This is a genomic window from Paenibacillus sp. Paensp111 (assembly GCF_059492195.1).
In genome coordinates, this window is the sequence record NZ_CP168527.1 from 3,222,949 (window position 1) to 3,243,136 (window position 20,188).

Sequence of the window (20,188 nt, forward strand, 5' to 3'; positions counted from 1 at the left end):
CAGTTTGTGTAGAATTTAAATTGAACCTTTTACAGAAAAATAGCCAATATCTATTGTAAGACCCGATTGGAGGCCGGCCCTATGGAGGACATAGAGATACACCCTTGGCTTATCCGGATGAGTCAAGGAAATGAAGAGGCTTTTCAGATGATCTATGAATTAACAAGGGACCACGCTTACAGATTAATCTACTATCTTGCTTCAGACAAACAGGATGTAGAAGATCTTATGAGTGAGGTGTATATAGAACTTCTGAAGAGTCTCGATAATTATCAGCGGGATCAAAAGTTCAGGTCATGGTTCAATGGTTTGATTATCAGGCAAGTACGGAATTGGCAGCGAAAGAGCTGGTTCCGGTTTCGCATCATGGAGAAGATAAAATCCGTAACCTACGACATGACCGATAGGAATTCGGAGCTTCGAACGGCAGTTTTGTATAGCCGCATGGAGCTGCTCCCGATATTGGAGATCTTACCGCTAAAGTTTAAAGAGATTATCGTTCTTAGATACTATCAGGATTGTTCATTGGAAGAAATATCTGATCTGCTAAAAATTCCGTTAGGCACCGTGAAATCCAGACATCACCATGCCCTCAAACACATGCGCAAACACTTCAAGATCCAGGATCAGAGAAAGGAGATGAATAGATATGTCCATGGAAAATCAGCTCAAAAATGAGTTTCAACAAAACTCAATAAATATCGTTCCTCCTCCTGCCTTAGATTCTAGAATCATGGGGGTATACAGGGAGAGCCTGGCGGCAAAAAAGGGGAAGAAACAAATGAAGAGATTATGGAAGTTACCCAATGTCGCAGTAATCGGTGTATTGTTTGTTCTATTATGCGGCTTCGCTTTGGCAGGAGGTAAACTTCTCTTCCAAGAGGAGCAGGGGAATGTGAAAATTAATTACACCGCGAATGAGGAAGTAATGCTGGATAGCGGCCTTGTGGAGAAAATGCGGCATTCTCTAAGTGAAGTGCAAGCTAAGTTGAAGAAGGGAGAGACCGCCGTCTTATATTTCGCAGAGCTGGGAGCGAATAGATACGCATTCCAATCGGTATCGAATCCCGAAGTCGTTAAGGACCTAGACAGCTGGAGCAAGACAGTGACTCTTCATAATCCTACAGAACACATTCCAGAGTCTCTGCCTGGATCATTCAAGTTCGCCCAGGGTATGGAGTCACCTGCCTTCGGGGCTTTTATCGATAGTGCTGCTTTCAAGCTTCTGGATGATATGAAAGCCGAGAGCAAAAAGACGGGGCAAGATGTGGTTTGGCGTAAAACAACGGCAAAGTCAAAGCCGATTTTTAATTTTTACACTTCCTTATACCGTAATGAACAGCAGCAGACGATCTATTATACTTTGCAGATTCCACATGAGAAAGTTAAGATGGATGGGGTCACCTCGCCTTCATCCGTGTATGAAGCTCTGAACATTCATGGACATCCAGCCCACTATACCTTGGACAATCAATCATTATACGGCGTCAGTAAGATCTCTCAGTACATCCTGTGGATTGAGGAAAAAGGAGATCAGACCCTTATTTATCAAGTCGGAACAGATTCTCCATCTGTTACAAAACAACAATTAATCCAAGCGGCTCAAAGTCTATAATAGTTGATCAATTCCGCTTCGGCGCAGCCTTATGTAGACTTGAATATACAGCAAAGGGCACCTGATTGTTGAGGTGCCCTTTGCTCTATTATTTAATTACACCCGCAAAAGCCAGACGAAAATCGGTACCCGTACATGATTCCGAGCTGCCGTGAACGACTTCGATCTCAATCTCATGAGACCCCTCGGCAAGATCGTCCGCGATCACCAACAGCCGAAGCCATCCTTCATCCCCTACCCAGGCAGGCCGATCGCGTGAGGAAATCTTCCACTCCCCGCCATCCAGGCGGTACTTGAATTCTGAGGAGGCTTTGCCGAAATCAAAGCCAAGCGCAAGGCCTCGCCCCTCAAACTCAAAGGATAGCTTGGCTCCCACCGCTGCCGTCTCCAGCACCCGGTCAATCCATTCGAGATTCACCCATCTGCGAATAACCCAAGGTCCCTGCCACTTCATGTTCTCGAAGGGAACATGCTCTACCCGTTCCCAATTATACGGATTCAGCGGATCAGGGCAGTTCCATGCGCTGGATCCGGATTTTAATCCGGACTCTGATCCCGGCTCAGATCCAGGTTCACCTTCGGGTTCAGCCCTATCCTCGCCACGCCGCTCCACCAATTCCTGTTCCAGGAATCGGATCACACTGTGAGCATAGCTCAAGCTGCCGCGCGCAGTCGGATGCAGGCCGTCCGGGAGCCATTCCTGCCATCTCATTCGGCCTTTCTGTACTTCATCCAGGGCATATCTCCCCATCCAGATGGAGCCGAGACCATAATGCTCACCGAGCTGTTCAAGCTCGGCAATGGAATCCGGCACTTCCCCGCTCATCATGGCTTCATACATTTCCTGCATGTAGGTATAGGTAAGTACGACATCTCGGCCTTCCCCTGCAAGCAGCTGGCGGATCAGTCCTTCGCGCGTCCGGCCGCGCTTCTCCTGCGGTTCGCCGTAATCGTTCACCGCATATTCCACGAAGACCAGATCGGCGCCCCGGTCAATCAAGTCCCGCTGTGCACGAAATACAGCCAGGTCGCTGCCCGTGGCCCCAATAGCAGCATTCTCCACCTTTAGGGTGACCTGCGGAAATACTTCCGCGAACCAGGCGATCACCGGTTCCGGCCAATTGTGACGAGGCCGCGCATCTGTGATGGAGCCTCCGATGAAGCCAAGCGTGAGCGTGCCTTCGCTGATCCGCTGCAGGGTCCGCCCAAGCCCTCTGCGGTGATTCCAAATTTGTGTCATGAAAGAAACCCTCTCTCCCTGTTATAGCTCTGACATTACCTGAAATAGTCGGTCGGACAGATAAGGAAGATACTCATGGCCATACTCATGGTACAGCAGTACATCCTTCTCCGACTGAATTTTGTTATAGGCTGCAAACTGGGTGGAAGGCGGGCAGATAGGATCGCTAAGCCCGGTAATCCAGAGCACTTTGGCCTTGATCCGGTCCGCCAGATTCTGAATGTCAATATAGCCGAGCCGATTGAAGATCTCGTCCTCCCTCTTATGGTTCGGGTCGAACATACGGAAATAGTAGACCAATTCTTCATAAGCGCTGCTTGTAATATTGGTCTCCCATGCCCGCTTATAGTCCGACAAGAAAGGGTGCACCGGAACAAGCATCTTCACCCGCGGCTCAAGTGAGGCACAAGCGACAGCTAGGGCTCCGCCTTGGGATTGGCCGTACACGCCGACCCGCTCAGGATCGACCTGATCCATGCTCATCAGAATGCGGACCGTCTGCACCGTATCGAGGAACACATTCCGGTAGTAGAGATGATCCGGATTCGGATCATCCAGTCCGCGAATAATGTGGCCGCGGATCGTCGTTCCTTTCACATTCAGATTATCCTCGGACAAGCCGCCCTGCCCCCGGCAATCAAGTGCCAGTACGGTAAAGCCGTGCGCAGCATAGGCTGCCTTCTCCAGCCAGTCTCCGCTGTCGCTGGAATATCCGTGGAATATAGCAAATCCAGGACCTTTCCGGTTCTCTTGCTTCCTTGGTCTGGCCATCTTGCAGTGCACTCTTGCCCCGCCTACCCCTGTAAAATACAGATGAAAGCACTCCGCAAGCTCGGTCTGGAACTCCGCCGGAACAAGCTCATATTCTGTACCCTGTGCCTCCAGCTCCTTAAGACCGCGTTCCCAATACTGATCAAAGTCATCCGGTCTTGGACTTCTCCCCATGTAAGTCTTCAAATCTTCTATCGACATTTCAAAAGCCATTTCCATTCTCCTCTCTATGCATAAACAGCCCGTCTGTGACGGGCTGTCTTGATCTACCTTGTTAAAGATTCGTTCATATAACCGCTAAGGTCCAAACATTCACTGGAGTTGCTGCCTGTCCTGACTCATTGCAATCTTCAGTTCATTTCATATAGAATTCCTTAACGATCTTCTCGGCAGGCTTGCCATAGATACTGTAGTCATCATTGCTCGCGGCCTCAGCCTCTTCGTACAGCAAATGACGCCAATCCCATAGGCCGAAGCCTTCTACCCACGGTCTGCGGCTGGCTTTGTCGAACATATCCTCATAGAAGTCTGCCTGTTCCTTGAGGTTCACATCTCCCTCAAGACTCCAGTCGTTCGGAATCTGGGAAGATCCCGCACGGCTTGGGCACCCTGCTTCCGCAAAGAAGAAAGGCTTCTGGAACGGTGCAATAATCTTCTCGATCCGGTCAAGCTGATTATCCCAGTCCCCAAGCGGATAATAACCGCTGGAAGAGATGACATCTACAGCATCCCACCAGCTGACATTACCTTCTTGATACTTATCGGTATTATAAGTGACAGGCCCATGATAATGTTCGCGGATCTTCGCGATACACTGACGCCATTCATCCGCACGGCGTTCGGTCTGCACCATTTCGCAGCCGGCAATGTACATTTCGCAGCCGGTCGCCTGTGCAATCGCTGCATAATGCTCCTGGTATTCCGTGTAGCTGGCGAACCAGTCGCGCCATTTCGGCTCACATGGAACATCCAGATCGAAGAAGTTGATATGCGCGCGCCAAGTACCGTCTTTGACATTCACAGTTGGCTTAAGAATGGTCTTAAATCCCAGGGATCTCGCATAGTGAATCATATCCACCAATTCTTCGTCGTCTACGATATGCCGCCCTTTATAATCAATGCTCGTAGAATGTGCGGTATCCTGCAGGGCGGCGAGTGCGAAAATAACATGGGTTGTGCTTGTTCTCTCTTGAAGGAGTCTAAGCGATTCCTTCGCTTCCGGCTTCAGAAAATCTCCTTTGCGTGCCATCCAGCCGTAAGTAAATCCTTTGATGTAATCCATTCCTGGCAGCACTCCTTAACTACATAATTCCGATTTCGTGATCGTCTCCTACCACTTCATTGGTTTCTTTTACGTAATTAATAATTTCATCTACAGTTGTGTAAGCAACGCCAACATAAGTATCTGCAGCTCCATAGTAGATTGCGATTCTGCCAGTAGCAGCATCGTGAAGAGTCGCGCAAGGGAATACTACATTAGCCACAAAGCCTCTTTCTTCATACCACTCTTCCGGAGTGAGTACATACGTGCTGGAACGGTACTTCACTTTGGATGGCTCATCCTTATCGAGAATAACGGCACCCATGCTGTAGACAAGTCCGTTACAAGTTCCGGTTACGCCGTGATAGAACATCAGCCAGCCTTCAGAAGTCTCAATAGGAGCCGGTCCGCCGCCGATCTTAACGGATTGCCACCAGCCATCTCCACCTTTGGACATCACATGTCGGTGTTTGCCCCAGTATACAAAGTCAGGGCTCTCGCTGAGGAACACATCCCCGAATGGAGTATGTCCGCTGTCACTTGGACGGGACAGCATAACGAAATTGCCGCCTATTTTTCTTGGGAAAAGAACACCATTACGGTTAAACGGAAGGAATGGGTTCTCCAGACGTACAAAAGTTTTGAAGTCATCGGTCTTCGCTACACCAATGGCCGCTCCGTAGAAATCGGTGCACCAGATAACGTAGTAGGAATCTTCTACCTTCACCAGGCGTGGATCATAAGCATAACGCGGCTGGAAAGGCTCTCCCTGCTCGTTCACGAATTCAATGCGCTGTTCGTCAATCGTCCAGTTAAGTCCGTCTTCACTGGTTCCCATATGAAGGTGAGGACGTCCATTAATCGTCTCAGCTCTAAATACTCCGATAAATCCGTCGCCATAAGCCACAACCGCACTATTGAAAATACGGGCAATTCCCTTAGCCGGATTTCTCTTCACAACCGGGTTCGCGGAATGGCGCCATACCGGGCCCACACTGCCTTCCGGTTTATCCTCCCAAGGCATTTTGCTAAGGTTCTCTCCAATGATCTGATATTGTCCCATTTTAATTCTCCTTTGGTTATCTATATATTTTATAAGTGCTGTGATTACTTAACTGAACCTTGAGAAAAGCCGTTATAGATGTATTTTTGCAGGGAAACAAACGCAATGGTAATCGGAATGATCGAGATAATAATGGCCGCTGAGATGACTTCCCACTGCGATCCGTAAGGTCCCTTGAACTTAAAGAGTGCCGTTGAGACCACTTGCAGTTCTTGGCTTGGCATATACAGGAACGGCGTGTAAAAGTCGTTGTAAATGTTAACCCCTTTAACGATGATGACCGTCACAATAGCTGGAGCCAGCAGCGGAAGAATGATTCTGAAGAAAATCGTGAAGTACGAAGCTCCATCAAGCATGGCCGATTCATCCAGAGACTCTGAAATGGAATCCAGGAACTGCAGGAAGATATACACCGCTATGATGTCTGTACCGAGATAGAGCAGAATTGGCGCAAAACGTGTATCAACCAAGTGCAGGAAATCGATAATTTTGAACGTAGCTACTTGTGTAGTTACGCTTGGAATCAAGGTTGCCAGCAGGAAAGCGCCCATAAGCAGCTTGCTGCCGCGGAATTTGAACCGGCTTAATACAAAGGCGATCATCGAGCCGATAAGCGTAGCCCCAACAATCGATACAATCACGATAAAGATGGTATTGGCGAAACCAAGCAGCATTTTTCCGTCTATGAACGCTTTCTTGTAGTTCGCAAAATTGAACCAGTCCGTTGGAGGCTGCAGCGGACTTGAATTCGCATATTCCTGCCCCGTCTTGAGGGAAGCGAACAGGACAACTACGATCGGAATAAGCACTACAAAAGCAGCTATGATCAAAGAGAGGTATTTAAATATGCTTGCAGCCGTGTATTTGAGTTTATACATATTTAATCCTCCTTCTTGGACAGCAAGTTCTGAAGTATGGTGACAATCACTACAATGAAGAGCAGTACGACAGCCATTGCAGATGCAAGTCCAAGCTTACTGAATTTAAATGCTACGTCGACAGTCTGGATCACGAACGTATTACTTCCATTGGAACCGCCTGTCATAATGTATGGAATATCGAAGGCGCTGATCGCACCGCTAATGCCGAGAATTAGGTTAAGCTGAACGATACGCTTGATGCTTGGAATGATAATATGGCGGAATTGATGCCATTTATTCGCTCCATCAATATCGGACGCTTCATACACGTCTTTACCTACTGAAGAGATCGCCCCGAGGAAGATAATAAAGTTGAAGCCCATATATCTCCAGATGGAAGCTCCAGCCAGTGAGACGTTGATAATATTCGGGTTAAGAAGCCAACCTTGTGAGAGACTGCTGAGTCCCAGGAAATTCAGGATTGTATCCAGCGTTCCGTCCGGCTTGAAGAAGAAGAGGAAGATAAATCCGATGGCAACCCCATTAAGTAAGGAAGGGAAGAACAGGACGCCCTTGAAGAAGTTCTTGGCGCGAACTTTGAAGCTTAGGATCGTTGCAAAATATAACGCGAGGCCCATTTGAACAAATGTGGCTACAAAATAGTACAAGCTGACTTTAAAGACGGTGAAATATTTCGGATCCGTAAAAATGGTTTTGTAGTTCTTGAAGCCGACCCATTTATAATGGTCGCTGTATCCATTCCAGTTCGTAAAGCTGTACTTAAACATGTTGATCACCGGCAGATAGGCAAAAGTGAACAATAAAACGACCGGTATCAGGGAGAAGGCTATAATAATTAATTTTCTCTGATTTTTATAGCTCATATTTTTGAACACCACTCACACCTCCAATAGTCCCTGCCTCCCTATAAGGTAGAGAAGGAAAACGAACATACCGCTCGTTTTCCTCATCTCCCCATGAGAAGCTATTTCTGTTAATCTCTCTTATTCACTAGCTACAGATGCACGTGATGCTTTCCATTTATCATTCAAATCTTTCATGATGTCATCGTAAGATTCTTTCTTGTTACCGATAGCAGCTTCAATGATGCGTTTCTTGAAGTCAGGCTGCCAGAGACCAATTTCAGAGTCTTTATCGATTTTGTCTACAAGACCTTCTTGACCTGCTTTAGCTGGTGTTTGGAACTTGAATTCAATATCTGTGCCTTCAAATTGCTTCAATGTAGCAGGAAGCTCAGCGCCCACAGCAGGGCTCATACCGCCGCCTTCAGTTGTTGGATATGTGGATTTGTTGATGAACCAGTCAATCCAGGCTCTAGCTGCTTCTTTGTTGCTGCTCTTGGAGCTGATACCAATGGTGTAGTCATCCGCAAGTGGCATGATAACTTTATCAGCATTGGTTGGGAAAGGCATGAATCCGATATCTTCAGGAGTCTTGCTTAGACCTTGTATTTGACCGATAGCCCAAGATCCGAGAACCATAGTACCGATTTTGCCATTAGCCAGATCTGCTTTAGAAGTTTCCCAGTCAGTCGTTGTAGGATCTTTCTCGATCAGACCTTTTTGAGCTACATCGTACATTAATTTGTAGAGTTCATAATGTGGTGAACCCTTAACAAAGTTGTCGTCTGTGTTGGCTTGGGTAATGTTAACATAGTCCACGTTACCAGCTACAGTTGTCAGATCAGCTTCCCATTGAGTCAAAGGCCAGCCAGCTGCATAGTTCGTATAGAGTGGAACCGCAGCACCTTTGTCTTTAATCTTCTGGAGAGCTGCCAGGAATTGATCAGGAGTTTTTGGAACTTCTGTAACACCTGCATCTGCGAATACTTTCTTGTTGTATACAAGACCGTTGAAGTTAATTGTTGTTGGAATTCCGTACACTTTACCGTCTACTGTTCTTTCTTCAAGACCGTTGTACTGCTTCTTCATGTCCTCGAAGTTACCAAGCGGCTCGAAGAATTGAGGTGTGTCAGCCAGTGGAATACTAGTTGGCAGCAAGAGTACGTCTCCGTAGTCGGAAGAGTTCATGCGAACTTTGATTTGGCCTTCATAATCAGACAACGCTTGGAACTTAACATTAATGTTTGGATATTCTTGTTTGAATTTCTGAGCGTAATCCTTGAACACAGTATCCACGATATCTGTTTTTTGTGTGATTACTGTAATGTCCCCTTTAAGGTCTTTACCAGTTGCAGCAGTTCCGGTTGTTCCGGTGCTTTTGCTGCCAGTGTCCTCACTTTTAGAGGATGAACAACCTACCATTGCAAAAACCAGGAGTGCCGACATAAGTCCTAATAGCATTTTACGTCTTTTCACTTTATGAAACCCCTTTCCTTAACCTTTATAAAGTTATCGTTTAAGTTACAACTTGATCTTACAATGATACCGCTTTCTCGTCAATCCATTTTTTTAGGTTTTTTGTTAGGCTTTTTTAAATACTCAAATAAACCCTTATTTATCAAGGGTTTCAAGCATTCACAATTTTGAATCTTCCATCTTTTGTGTGTTTATTATTATGTCAAAAGTTACTTGATTTTATTCTTACTCTCTTTCATTGACAAAGGAATTAAGGATTATTAAAATGATAATATAAGTTAACGGTAAACATTGTTAAGTAACTCGATAAGGTTTGTAAGTTCTGAGATATTCAGGTATAAAGATGAATGTTTTTGTCTTTATAATTAACAAGTTAGCTTGTATACTAAAGAGTAATAAATTAGATGATTCTGGAAATTGAACACAGGGAGATTAGGTGGTGATCGGATGAAGAATAATGTTACTATGCGGGATATAGCCATGAAGCTGGGCGTAAGCAGCGTTACGGTCTCCAAAGCCTTGGGCGACAAAGAAGGGGTAAGCGATGAATTAAAGGCGAAGATTAAGCAGGTTGCGGCTGAGATGAACTACCGGTACAATACAGCAGCCAAATCGATGAAGGATGGTCTCTCTTACAATATAGGTGTTATTATTCCCGAACGGTTCACCGGACTCGCCCAATCCTTCTATTTAAGAATATACCAGCATATCTCCAGTCTTCTTGACAGTTATGGCTATTACGGCATTCTTAACATATTGAACAGCGAGGACGAAGAACAGCTTAATCTTCCAAGAATTTATTCCGAGAAGAAGGTTGACGGGATTATCGTTATTGGCCAGATCAGCAAGCAGTACATTGAAGTCATTGAAAGTATGGAGCTGCCTAAGATTTTCACCGATTTCTATGACGAACATGCGGATATTGACTCGGTGATAACCGATAACTTCTATGGTTCCTACGAGATTACGAACTACCTGATCCGAAATGGACACAAGGATATTGCTTACGTCGGCAACATTCATTCCACGAGCAGTATTCAGGACCGGTTCCTAGGGTACTACAAGTCCCTTCTTGAGCATGATATTCCGTTAAATAACAATTACATTATCAATGACCGGGACAAACGAGGGAAATACATCGACATCGAGATTCCAACCCCTTTACCTTCCGCCTTTGTCTGCAACTGCGATCAGGTTGCTTATCTGTTAACCGACAAGCTGAAGTCACTGGGGTACGATGTTCCATCAGATTGTTCCGTAGTCGGGTTCGATAATGATATTTATGCTACGTTAACATCTCCTCCTTTGACCACGGTTGAAGTGGATATTGAACAAATGGCGACAACCTCGGTGAATTCGATTATGCAGAAGGTTACTCATCCGAACAAGCGCTTCGGACGCGTACTGGTGCAAGGCAAGATTGTATACCGGGATTCTGTCAGCTCCACCAACGAGAATCAAGGTGAGAAAGCACAATCGATCGTGGTATAACATAGAAAGGGCCCCATCTCAGATATTTCTACCTGAGACGGGGCCTTTTTTCTGTTGTCCCGAATTTCTCTGGTTACACAGACAAGCATAACAGTAGCTCTAACAGAAGAAGGAGCTGTCCTAATTGGAGCAGCCCCTTAATCATATCGGTACCTTCTGCTTCTAAGTTACAGAAAGTCTATTTAATTAACTCCAACAAGGGTAACCTCGTCCATATAGACAGTGGAATCTCCTGAACCCTCGAAGGATTCCAGCTTCAATCCCATGGATTTAACTTGATTCAGGTCCGTTACACTATCCAGAGAAAGAGTGATCGTAGCAAAGCCCGCAGAATCCACGTTGGCGGTATCCGGCACTCCACTATCGAACCAAGACCAATTGCTTCCTGTCTTAATATATAGACGGGCTTTGGCCTTGCCAGCAGAGAGCTTCACTTTAACTGTGATTGATTTGAGGCCAGTCAAATCCAGAGCCGTATCATTCTTGAGTTCAAACGACCCAGTACCCAGGGTAAAGGCCGACTTGAGCGCCTGCGCTCCTTCAGAGTGCTCATCCACAGTCACTTCAGGCGCAGCCGCACTGGCTTTATTCTCGCTGGAATTCAGACCCCAGCTTTGTATGCCGTTTTCGAAATCATACAGAATCCCTGGAGCATGTGCACTGCTGTCTGACCCGCTGCCTCCGTTAGATAGAACTGGAGCCGTGCTATCGTAGACAGCCTTGATGTCATCGAAATACATAGTGTTCGTTCCGGTAAAGTTACCAACCGCATTAATATAAATGGAGAACTTACTCACCGTCTTTAACAGCTCCTTGGTCAGCGGACCTGTTGCACCATGCACAGGAACAAACTCTGCAAGGTTCATTTTCTCCAAGCGGGCGTCGGTAGTTGTGGTATCCGGATAATATTCGTAATCTCCTGAGTTCACATGGATCTGGATAACCAGCTTCTGCCCCTTACCATCCGGCTTAATCCACGCCTGCAGCTGGTTGAATCCGGACCAATCTACATCGCTTAACGTCTTGGATACTCCGGCATACGTCTGAGAAGCAAGGGTGTAAGTATAGGCTATGCCGTAATTCCCGCTTTGTTTGTTGTCCGTATTCAGAGTTACCTTTGCGCCATCCCCTTGAGAGATATACTTGGCCGCTGCTGCATCGGAGCTGCCCATGTATCCTTCAAAATCATCCACCACCGCCGGATCGGAGGTTGGTTCCTGATACACACTGTAAAGTCCAAGATTATCTACATAGACGGAGCCATCTCCGCTAAGTCCATTTCCAATCAAGGAGAATGCCAGACCTGTTGCGTTGGCAGAAGCTTCAGGATTCGTAATATCAATACTTACTGGATATACATAATAATTCCCGTCATTTGTCTTATCCAAATCTGTCAGCTTCTTCGTAGTCATGTTCATACCGAACTTACCCGGGTCAGAATAATCCGGAGGAAGCTGCACGACAGCCTGAATACTGGCTCCCGCATTACCTTCTCCAAGACTGACCGGGATATACGCATTAAATTTCACACGCTTGATTCCTTTGAGCATAGCACTGTCCAGATCAGACAATCCAAGCTTAAGTTCCTGCCAGGTGTCCGCCTGCTGCAGCCCGGTTACATCCAGCTTAAGCGCCCCGCTATTATTGAACGTACCCTCAGCCGTATTCATGGACAGCGATCCGCTCGCAGACCAGGTGCCATTATTCAGGATTCCGCTGATACCAGAGTCAAATGCGTACTGCTTCAGCAAGGCTTCCGGAACTTTGACGAAGACTTTGCTAGTCTGGTCAAGCTCTGGCTGAAGAACTCCATTTGCATCGTACACATGTACGGTAAAAGCAGCTGTTTTGCCATTTAGAGCAGCGTCTGGCGTCCAATCTGCAGTGTAATAGCTCTCTGCGCTGTTCCATACCATTGGAATTTCTGTAGTTGACCCCTCCACCGAATAAGTGACCTTGGATGGCTTCTCATTCAGCACTCTAGCGCGGATCTTCGTAGTAGCCGATCTTACGGTAGAGCCGTTAACCGGGGAGGCGATATGCATGAATGGCTTCTCGGTGCTGGCTTTCACCGATTTGGCATACACATCTCCAACTTCCTTGGCAAATGCCGTATATGGATCGTTATAGAATTTAACGAAATCCGGAAGAAGCTCATGACTGCCTAGACTGCCGGCATCTTTGTAAGGAACGAATAGATTGCCATCCAGATTAAAGTTCGCCCATGTCAGCATATAGGCGATCCGCTTTGCATTTGGATCGTTCTTAATAGCGTTCAAGAGCTTGGTGAACCATTCCAGATCTTTGTTGCCAGAAGTCTTCATCCCCATCGGACTGTAACCAAATTCGGAGAAGGTGGCGATTTTACCCTTGGTATCCGCCAGCTTGGAGATCATAGCCAGGTCACTCACCAGACCGCTTACGAATCCCTCACTTCCTGGATTATCTTGGTTATCGTATTGATCCATACCCAGAATATCTACATAATCATCCCCTGGGTAGGTTGCCAGGTATCTGGATTCGGTCCCGCCGAACGCACCATTCGGAGAATATACATACAGCAGGTTATGGACTTGCTTAATATCACGCAAATATTCCACGGTATATCTGTAGATTTCTACATATTCACTTTGGGTTGTAGTCTGAGCGCCCCACCAGAACCATCCGCCATTCTGCTCGTGGAACGGACGGTACATAATTGGAATCAGCTTACCTTGATCATCCTTCAGATTGTTCGCAAGCTCAGCAATTTGATCTAGAAAAGCATTAAACTCCGCATTCTTGTTTCCGCCCGGAAGAATGTGCTCAACTACACTTCCTTTGGTATCATTGAAGCTTCCGCCTGTTACAAAATTCGGCATGTGCGAGCTGAGTGTAATAATGCCATTCTTGTTATGGGCTTTCTTCATCAGATCAGCTAAATTCTCGCGGCTCTTGACTAGGTCGCCTGCAACACCCGGCTTTTCTTTCCCTTCTAAGCTCAGCGTATCCCAGCCGTACACAGCCGGAAGATCACCGACCGAGTTCAAGACGTCAGATTGCTCACCCGAGATTGTAGTCTCATTGGCAAAAGACAGCCCGACATCCGTCGCATGCTGATGTCCGAAGAGCACCTGCTTCCCGCGTGTGTCCGACAAATAAGCGAACAAGGCGCGCGTCGTATCTGAAGCCTCGGCATCAACTAGATTTGCGGTTCCAACAACCGGCCCATTACTTCCTCCGCTGCCGTTTCCTCCCGTAGATCCAGTACCTTGGGAAGCTCCTGTACCCGCAGTGCCTGCGATAACTTGACCATTATTGATACTGAAATCCCCAAGCACTGCCGGATTTCCGTTCACTTTTACATTGTTAGCTTGAAGGTTCGACAGAACAATATTTCCTTTGGAATCAATGGTTGTTCCTGCTGCCGTGCTTAGTACATCAAGCTTCTTGATCGTTGTCCCCGTATCGGCGATTAATTCCAAGACTTGATTAGCCACAACGTGATCAACAGAGGTTCCTGTGCCGAGCTCAAGCTTGGATTTGCTGTTTGCAACCAGCTGCCCCATTGCCGTAGTGCCTGTCGCCAGCACCCTCACACCGCCTTCTTTGCGATTCACATCGACATTACCCAGCGTAGAGTTATGAACGATAATCGTATGATCTCCACCGCCGGCCACAAAGGTTGTTCCTTTTACCGTTACATTATCAAGTGTAACTTCGCCGTCTGCAATCCCGGATGACAAGTATAAATTTCCGGCAATCGTCGTATCCTTCAAGGTTATTCCCTCATGGTTAATAACTACATTCCCCTGGATGCTGCCCCCTTGAAAGGTCCCTGCGTTCGCATAATATCCGGCTACAAGCTTGTCAATCAAGGTTACAACCTCAGCCCGGGTGATTGCAGCGTTAGGCTTAAACGTACCGTCCGGGTAACCGTTTACAAATGGAATCAGCGCATTCACGGCTTCTTTTGCATAAGCCTTAATATCCTTTGCATCGCTAAAAGATACCGAATTACTGCCTTTAAGTACAAACGCTCGTGCAAGGAGGGTTACTGCATCTTCACGTGTAATCTTCGTATTCGCACGTGCCTCATTGTTCTCAAACCCCTGGTAATACCCTGCTTTCTTCGCAATAGTGAGGGCGTCCGAATACCACAAATCTGCGGATACATCCGAGAATGAAGTGCCTGATTTGTCATAATAACCAAACACCTTGTTAAGAATAGTCGCAAACTCCGCTCTCGTAATCGGCTGGTCAGGATGGAACGACCCGTCTTCATAACCACGAATCAAGCCATTCGACTTCCACTTCTCAATACCTGCGTTAGCCCAGTGTGTACTGGATACCGATGATCCTGCAGGCTCATTTCCCGAAGCCGCGTAGGTTGATCCTGAGGTTGAAAGCAAAGAGACGACAAGCAGTGCTACGGTTGATGCGGATAACATTTTCCCTTTCTTCACGAACATACCCCTTCCAATAACATAATATTAAGTTAACGGTAAACTCACAAAGATTTTATATTGATAGCGCTTACTAGTCAATAATACATCTGAAATTTAGTATTTTTTTTCACATTTTTCGTAAAATAACCTCTTCTAGCTCTGCTTTTATCAATTGACATAAAGTTTTTTGGCATTTAGAATTAGTTTATAAAGTTATCGTTTACTTTACTTTGTGGAGGTGTGATTTTCTTTTGCAAAAATTAAAACAAGAAGTATCCCGGGAATTGCACGAACACATTCTTCCCTTCTGGTCAGCTTGTATCGATGAATCCCATGGCGGATTCTACGGCGAAGTGAATTATGAACTCCAAAGAAATGAACAGGCAGATAAAGGCGGGATTGCCACATCGAGAATTTTATGGGCATTTTCTTCCGCTTACGTCATCACAAGGAATGAGAAATACCTTCCGTATGCCGCTCATGCCTATAAATTCCTGCGGGATAAAGTCATTGATCATGAATACCAGGGTTTGTATTGGATGGTCGATTATAAAGGCAGCCCGGCAGACACTAGAAAACACGTCTATACCCAATCGTTCGGAATCTATGCGCTCAGCGAGTACTACAAAGCTTCTCAAGATCCGGAAGCACTTGAGCTTGCCAAGCAGCTCTTCCTACTGATCGAGGATGTGGGCTTCGACAAGGAGATTAACGCCTACAAGGAAGAGTTCGATCGCAAATGGACAGAAACTCCTAATGAGATGCTAAGCGAAAATGGCGTTGTAGCTGACATTACGATGAACACGCATATTCACGTTTTGGAAGCGTATACGAATCTCTTCAAGGTCTGGCCGGATTCCCGTGTAAGAGCCGCGCTTGAGAACCTGCTCGAGATTCTCTACTCCAAGATCTACAATGCCAAGACGAAATACCTTGGCGTGTTCTTCGATAAACAGTGGAACTCCCTGCTTGATCTCAAGTCATTCGGTCATGATATCGAAGCCAGCTGGCTGATTGACCAGACACTTCGGGCACTCGGCCTGGAGAAGCCGGAATATATTCAAATGGTCATTGATATTGCGTACAACATTGCCGATCATGCCATGCAGAAGGACGGCTCCATGATGAATGAACAAGAGGGAGATCACCTGGACAAGACTCGGGTCTGGTGGGTACAAGCGGAAGCAATTGTAGGCTTCTACAATGCCTATGAGCGGACCCAGGATCCAAGATTCCTGGAGCTCGCTGACAACCTCTGGATCTATATTAAGAACAATCTGATTGATGAACGCTCAGGCGGAGAATGGTACTGGTCTATTGAGCCGGATGGCACACCTACACCAAGAGAAATTAACGGGGCATGGAAATGTCCATATCATAACAGCCGATTCTGTCTTGAAATTATGGAAAGGGTGAACGAATAACCATGATACATCCCAAATATAAAGAGGTTCTTGCCAAGCAGGAGCAGCTGATCACTCGCAAGAATGAACTGAATGAGGATTTTTACAATGGCGTATATGACAGATATAAATATCCGGTAATTACCCGTCATCACGTTCCGGTTCACTGGAGATTTGATCTGAATGAAGAGACCAATCCGCATTTCATGGAAAGACTCGGAATTAACGCGACTCTTAATCCAGGCGCTATTTACTTCGGCGGCAAATACTACTTGGTTGTCAGAACCGAAGGCTTGGATCGTAAATCGATCTTTGCTCTCGCTGTAAGTGACAATGGAATTGACAATTTCCGCTTTATTGATACTCCCCTGACATGGGAAGATATCGATGCAGCTGAGACAAATATGTATGATATGCGACTGGTACTTCATGAAGACGGCTGGATCTACGGCATTTACTGCTCGGAGAGCAAAGATCCGGAGGCAGCTCCATTTGATACTTCCAGTGCTGTAGCCCAGGCTGGTTTTGTCAGAACGAAAGACCTCAAGACTTGGGAGCGCCTGCCGAACATTCAGACTAAATCTCCACAGCAGCGTAATGTAGTGCTTCATCCAGAGTTTGTGGATGGTAAATACGCCTTCTACACTCGTCCGCAGGATGGCTTCATCTCTACGGGTTCCGGTGGCGGGATTGCCTTCGGTCTGTGTGATGACATTCTAAATCCGGTGATTGATCAAGAAAATATTATCGACGAGCGCAGATATCATACGGTGTATGAAGTGAAGAACGGTCAAGGTCCGGCTCCGCTCAAGACCGATAAAGGCTGGATTCATATCGCTCACGGCGTGCGCAATACGGCAGCGGGTCTGCGTTATGTACTGTATACCTTCGCTACAAGTCTGGAAGACCCAACGAAGATTATCGCTAAGCCGGGCGGACACTTCATTGCGCCTTATGATGATGAGCGCGTTGGAGATGTGTCGAACGTCATCTTCTGCAACGGTGCCGTGGTCAATGAGAACAACGATGTGTTCATCTACTATGCGTCCAGTGATACCCGCATTCATATTGCAACAACCACACTCGAGAAGCTGGTGGACTATACGTTCAATACACCGGAGGATCCATATCGGTCCCTGGATAACGCCCTTCAGCGGAAGAGCTTGATTGAGCGGAATGAAGAACTGCTTAAGAGCAGTAACTTAGCGCAGTAACTCTAAGCTCAGTAACTAAGACCAATAACTTAGCGCTCAATAAAAAAAGCAATTGGCGGGCCCCCCGTCAATTGCTTTTTTGGTATTCCTTCGCTGGGTGATCCTTCAAAATGATACATCGTAATGATCATTCCCGACCGAGATCATTCCCCGAGTAGATGATGCGCCCGGGTTGATCATACTTCAACTTGTTCACACTTCGAGATCATACTTCCAGTGTTCCTACCTCGCATCTTGCTGCTGCGCATTGGAACCGGACTTAAGACTTCGCCGCTACCTTCCGGCTGATGTACAGCCCGGCGAAGGCACCCGCCGCCCCGCAGAAGCTCACCAGCAGGACCAAATCATAGGACTGCCAGCTGAGGAGGAAGGAAATCCCGCTGCCGAATGTGGTTCCAGCCAGGAAGCCGAGCGACAAGCCTGCGCTTTTCTCCATACTCAGGTTCAACCTCACCTTCATACTTCTAATCGTCTACCACTGTGCTTTTGGACAACAGACTTTTAAGCTCTTTCATGAACATATTGATGTCTTTGAACTGCCGGTACACCGAGGCAAAACGGACATAAGCGACCTCATCAACAGGATAGAGCTGCTCCATGACAAGCTCGCCGATATAACGGCTCTCCACTTCTGCACTTGCCGTATGACGCAGAGACCTTTCCACTTCCGACACGATAGTCTCCAGCTGCTCGACAGAGACAGGACGCTTCTCACAGGCACGAATCAGACCGCGCAGCATCTTCTCCCTGCTGAATTCTTCCCGGCTTCCGCCCTTCTTCACTACAATCAGCGGTGTCTCTTCCACCATCTCGAACGTAGTGAAACGCCGGCTGCACTGCTCGCATTCTCTTCTGCGGCGAATAGAGCGATTATCATTGGCAGGCCTCGAATCGAGCACCTTGGTCCCCAAATAATCGCAGTAAGGACACTTCAAATCATCACTTCCTTCTTCTCTAGGATTCCCAAAAAATTCATGTTTCTTTCCGTAATGAGATTGCAAGTCACGAGACATAATAGTTGTACCAACCGGAGGGAGGTGAACAACAATGGCTCAAAACAACAACAGCAGCAGCAATAATCTCGTAGTAAGACAGGCTTCTGGAGCTCTCGAACAAATGAAATACGAAGTTGCTCAAGAACTGGGTATTTCTTTTCCACAAGACGGTTATGCAGGTAACCTGACTTCTTATGAGAACGGTTCAATTGGGGGTACTATTACGAAACGTCTGGTAACCCTTGCTGAACAACAACTGGCTGGACAATACCGCCAATAGTCAAAGTTCTTACCGGAGCATTTGGGCAGGGTGACCTGCCCGGGTGCTCTTTTTCATAAGCATGCCAGCCGCTAAAACTCCTTGTAAATACTCACATACTGCTCATAATAATGGGCCACTCTCTGTACATAATGCCGGGTCTCCCCAAAAGGTATGTCCTTCGAGGTCTCAAGCCGGCCATCCCATTTGCCGCTCTTCAGCCAGCTCTTCACTTTCGTGGGGCCGGCATTGTAAGCCGCAATCACCGCGGTTTGATTCCCGTTAAATTGATCATACAGGGACTTTAAGTACCAGCTTCCGATCTGAATATTTTTATTCGGATCTTCCCTCAGGCTTTCCAATGAGACATCCTCAAATTTAGCTTTGCTGATGACCCACTCGGCCGTGTCCGGCATAATTTGCATAACTCCGAGAGCCCCTTTGTGGGACTCCTGATCAGCCTTGTAATTCGTCTCTACACGGATAATGGCAGCAACCATGAAAGGATCGATCTGATTCTCTTTGGCATAGGTCCGGATCTCGTCTTTATAGTGGATGGGATAGAATAACGTCAGCCACCCGCTGTTGAAGAATACGAGCACCGTGAACCCAAGAAACAATAAAAGCAGCACCCTCTTCTTACGCAGCCACTTCATAGCAATCCTTTACGAAGCCAGAATTCATCGATCTGCCGCTCGGTATACTCGAGCCCCAAGCTGTTGTCGATCACGATATCAGCCAGCTTCCGTTTCTCTTCAATATCCATTTGGGCTGATATTCGGGAGACGGCTTCCTCCTCAGACAATCCATTTCGATTCATCAGCCGGGTTAGCTGCATCTCTCGCGGGATATAGACAACCATAACCTCTTCAAAAGACGAGCCCTGCCCTGTCTCATATAGAAGCGGAATATCCGAGACGACAAGCCGTTCCGGATACATAGCTTCATACTCAGCAGCCCGCCCGCGCATTTCAGCGCGTATGGCAGGATGAGTAATGCTCTCGAGTACTTTTCTTTCCTCTTGATGTGTGAAAATATACTCTCCCAGCTTCTTCCGGTCCAGAGTTCCGTCCGCAAGCAGCATAGCTTGTCCAAAGTGTGCGATGACGGCTTCCAGTACAGGATGTCCAGGCAGCATAACCTCCCTGGCTACCACATCCGCATCAATCAGCAGCGCGCCCCGCTTTACGAGCATTTGCGAGACCGTACTTTTCCCGGTTGCAATTCCACCGGTCAGCCCGATATTCATT

Annotated in this window: 18 protein-coding genes; 6 read left to right on the forward strand and 12 right to left on the reverse strand. The window is 46.9% G+C overall.

All coding sequences use genetic code 11. From position 1 onward, the window contains the following. Nucleotides 1-81 precede the first annotated feature (81 nt). Nucleotides 82-678, forward strand: coding sequence for a sigma-70 family RNA polymerase sigma factor (locus tag ACEN86_RS15065; protein WP_495631417.1), 597 nt, complete (start codon nt 82-84; stop codon nt 676-678). 103 nt (nt 679-781) lie between these two features. Continuing rightward, nucleotides 782-1,615: a hypothetical protein gene (locus tag ACEN86_RS15070; protein WP_495631418.1), complete on the forward strand. Its 834-nt coding sequence runs from the start codon at nt 782-784 to the stop codon at nt 1,613-1,615. 88 nt (nt 1,616-1,703) lie between these two features. Here the strand turns inward: ACEN86_RS15070 and ACEN86_RS15075 are convergent, their stop codons facing one another. The 7 genes from ACEN86_RS15075 to ACEN86_RS15105 form a co-directional block, all read right to left on the reverse strand. Next, nucleotides 1,704-2,855: an SGNH/GDSL hydrolase family protein gene (locus tag ACEN86_RS15075; protein ID WP_495631419.1), complete on the reverse strand. Its 1,152-nt coding sequence runs from the start codon at nt 2,853-2,855 to the stop codon at nt 1,704-1,706. A gap of 21 nt (nt 2,856-2,876) precedes the next feature. Then, nucleotides 2,877-3,839: an acetylxylan esterase gene (locus ACEN86_RS15080; protein ID WP_495631420.1), complete on the reverse strand. Its 963-nt coding sequence runs from the start codon at nt 3,837-3,839 to the stop codon at nt 2,877-2,879. A gap of 142 nt (nt 3,840-3,981) precedes the next feature. Further along, nucleotides 3,982-4,908, reverse strand: a complete 927-nt coding sequence (locus ACEN86_RS15085; RefSeq protein WP_495631421.1) for a glycoside hydrolase family 113 — start codon at nt 4,906-4,908, stop codon at nt 3,982-3,984. A gap of 19 nt (nt 4,909-4,927) precedes the next feature. Continuing rightward, a complete protein-coding gene (locus tag ACEN86_RS15090) occupies nt 4,928-5,950 on the reverse strand; it encodes a glycoside hydrolase family 130 protein (protein WP_495631422.1) in 1,023 nt (340 codons plus the stop codon). Nucleotides 5,951-5,994: 44 nt separating this feature from the next. After that, nucleotides 5,995-6,828 (reverse strand): carbohydrate ABC transporter permease, encoded by an 834-nt coding sequence (locus ACEN86_RS15095; RefSeq protein ID WP_127199947.1) that lies wholly within the window; start codon nt 6,826-6,828, stop codon nt 5,995-5,997. A 2-nt stretch (nt 6,829-6,830) separates the two neighbouring features. Further along, the gene (locus tag ACEN86_RS15100) at nt 6,831-7,694 is read right to left on the reverse strand and encodes a carbohydrate ABC transporter permease (protein ID WP_425464252.1); all 864 of its coding nucleotides are present in this window, start codon (nt 7,692-7,694) and stop codon (nt 6,831-6,833) included. 120 nt (nt 7,695-7,814) lie between these two features. Beyond that, nucleotides 7,815-9,149, reverse strand: a complete 1,335-nt coding sequence (locus tag ACEN86_RS15105) for an ABC transporter substrate-binding protein (RefSeq protein WP_495631423.1) — start codon at nt 9,147-9,149, stop codon at nt 7,815-7,817. 447 nt (nt 9,150-9,596) lie between these two features. Between ACEN86_RS15105 and ACEN86_RS15110 the strand changes: the two genes are divergently transcribed. Then, complete coding sequence (locus ACEN86_RS15110) at nt 9,597-10,640, forward strand: substrate-binding domain-containing protein (protein ID WP_495631424.1); 1,044 nt, start codon at nt 9,597-9,599, stop codon at nt 10,638-10,640. 182 nt (nt 10,641-10,822) lie between these two features. On the opposite strand, the gene ACEN86_RS15115 is transcribed toward ACEN86_RS15110, so the two are convergent. Then, nucleotides 10,823-15,091 (reverse strand): glycosyl hydrolase, encoded by a 4,269-nt coding sequence (locus ACEN86_RS15115; RefSeq protein ID WP_495631425.1) that lies wholly within the window; start codon nt 15,089-15,091, stop codon nt 10,823-10,825. Between the two features lie 227 nt (nt 15,092-15,318). Here ACEN86_RS15115 and ACEN86_RS15120 point away from each other — a divergent pair, with 227 nt between their 5' ends. Together ACEN86_RS15120 and ACEN86_RS15125 are read left to right on the forward strand one after the other, a co-directional pair. Next, a complete protein-coding gene (locus ACEN86_RS15120) occupies nt 15,319-16,491 on the forward strand; it encodes an AGE family epimerase/isomerase (protein ID WP_495631426.1) in 1,173 nt (390 codons plus the stop codon). 2 nt (nt 16,492-16,493) lie between these two features. Beyond that, on the forward strand, nt 16,494-17,684 hold the full coding sequence (locus ACEN86_RS15125; protein ID WP_495631427.1) for a glycoside hydrolase family 130 protein: 1,191 nt from the start codon (nt 16,494-16,496) through the stop codon (nt 17,682-17,684). Between the two features lie 259 nt (nt 17,685-17,943). On the opposite strand, the gene ACEN86_RS15130 is transcribed toward ACEN86_RS15125, so the two are convergent. Further along, a complete protein-coding gene (locus ACEN86_RS15130) occupies nt 17,944-18,120 on the reverse strand; it encodes a hypothetical protein (protein WP_495631428.1) in 177 nt (58 codons plus the stop codon). 28 nt (nt 18,121-18,148) lie between these two features. Continuing rightward, nucleotides 18,149-18,619 carry a transcriptional regulator NrdR gene (gene nrdR, locus ACEN86_RS15135; protein WP_495631429.1) on the reverse strand — a complete coding sequence of 157 codons (471 nt, stop codon included), beginning with the start codon at nt 18,617-18,619 and terminating at the stop codon, nt 18,149-18,151. A gap of 112 nt (nt 18,620-18,731) precedes the next feature. Here nrdR and ACEN86_RS15140 point away from each other — a divergent pair, with 112 nt between their 5' ends. Further along, entirely contained in the window at nt 18,732-18,959 is a 228-nt protein-coding gene (locus ACEN86_RS15140) for an alpha/beta-type small acid-soluble spore protein (RefSeq protein ID WP_495631430.1), read from the forward strand. A 71-nt stretch (nt 18,960-19,030) separates the two neighbouring features. Here ACEN86_RS15140 and ACEN86_RS15145 read toward each other — a convergent pair whose 3' ends face one another. Continuing rightward, nucleotides 19,031-19,594: a lytic transglycosylase domain-containing protein gene (locus ACEN86_RS15145; RefSeq protein ID WP_495631431.1), complete on the reverse strand. Its 564-nt coding sequence runs from the start codon at nt 19,592-19,594 to the stop codon at nt 19,031-19,033. Further along, the gene (coaE, locus tag ACEN86_RS15150) at nt 19,591-20,187 is read right to left on the reverse strand and encodes a dephospho-CoA kinase (protein WP_495631432.1); all 597 of its coding nucleotides are present in this window, start codon (nt 20,185-20,187) and stop codon (nt 19,591-19,593) included. Before coaE ends, ACEN86_RS15145 begins: the two co-directional genes overlap by 4 nt. Between the last annotated feature and the right edge of the window lies 1 nt (nt 20,188).